The 1,164-nt window shown below is 66.2% G+C and carries 2 protein-coding genes; one reads left to right on the plus strand and one right to left on the minus strand.

Annotated features, from left to right (window positions below):
* The coding region (locus ACFU5F_RS42475; protein ID WP_383899054.1) for a transposase at nucleotides 1-363 on the plus strand (363 nt) is incomplete at its 5' end.
* A 56-nt stretch (nucleotides 364-419) separates the two neighbouring features.
* Here the strand turns inward: ACFU5F_RS42475 and ACFU5F_RS42480 are convergent.
* Nucleotides 420-980, minus strand: coding sequence for a MarR family winged helix-turn-helix transcriptional regulator (locus ACFU5F_RS42480; RefSeq protein WP_383899056.1), 561 nt, complete (start codon nucleotides 978-980; stop codon nucleotides 420-422).
* Nucleotides 981-1,164: the final 184 nt, after the last annotated feature.

The raw sequence follows: 1,164 nt of genomic DNA on the forward strand, positions 1-1,164 counted from the left end.
GTGCGGGTCCGTCTGCCTCTCGGCCGTCCTCGAACCCGGCCCGACGCTGTCGCCGCGGACAAGGCCTACTCGTCCCGCGCTAACCGCTCTTACCTGCGGAAACGCGGCATCAAGGCAGTCATCCCGGAAAAGAAGCACCAGTCCGCCAACCGGAAGAAGAAGGGCCGCCGGGGCGGCCGCCCCACACGCCACGACGGCGATCTTTACAAGGAGCGGAACACCGTCGAGCGGCTCATCAACAAGTTGAAGGCATGGCGCGGTATCGCGACTCGATACGACAAGATGCCCGAGAGCTACCTCGCCGGCCTCCACCCCCGTGCCTCGATGATCTGGATCGACGACCTCCTGAAGGCAACTGGCTGATCACAACATCACACAGCCTCCTGCGAGTGGAGGCGGATGCCTCACGTGTGCCGGTGTCAGCCTTCAGTCTGCTTCGCCGACTTGGCGATCCTGCTGGCCACCTTGCTCAACAGGAGCCTCAGAGTTGCCTGTTCGTCCGCAGTCAGGTCGCCGAACCATTCCTGCTCAAGCAGGTTCTGCTGCGCGAACGCCTCCTTGATGGCAGCGGCGCCGACTGCGCTCAGTCGCACGGTCACCAGCCGCCGGTCCGTGGTGGAGAGCCGTTCGCGGATCACCAGGCCGTCGGCCTCCAGGGTCGACAGAACGCTGGAGGTGGCCTGGCGACTCACGCCGGACAGGCGGGCGATGTCCCGGGCCTCGGCCTGTCCGAAGATCCACACGGTGTAGAGAATCCGGAACCCGCTGCTGCTGAAGCCGTGCGGGCGGTGGATCAGGCGCTCGGAGTTCTGGCTGTGGGTGTTGGCGGTGCGCAGCAGGAGCATGCCGAGGTGGAAGGCCATGGCGTCGAGGTCGGGCAGTTTCCGCCGCGTGAGTTCCAGAGCGACGTCGCTGAACTCGAAGCCGTGGACCTCGGACGCGGAACTGCGGATGGACCTTGCGGAGGAAGCGGTTTCCACCGATGCCTCGTCTGTCACTGTTTGCCCTCACTGTCCTCTGTCCGGTTCCTCCGGCCCTTGCGCTGGCGGTCAGATTACCGAGCGCCCGGCTCGCGCTCCCGCCGCCGAGGGCGCGAGGTGATCTGCGCCCCGGTGCTCACTGGTGTGCCGGGGAAGTGGCGACCGCCTTCGTGCGCAGACTCTG

It is taken from the genome of Streptomyces sp. NPDC057438, assembly GCF_042802995.1.
Classification (GTDB): domain Bacteria; phylum Actinomycetota; class Actinomycetes; order Streptomycetales; family Streptomycetaceae; genus Streptomyces.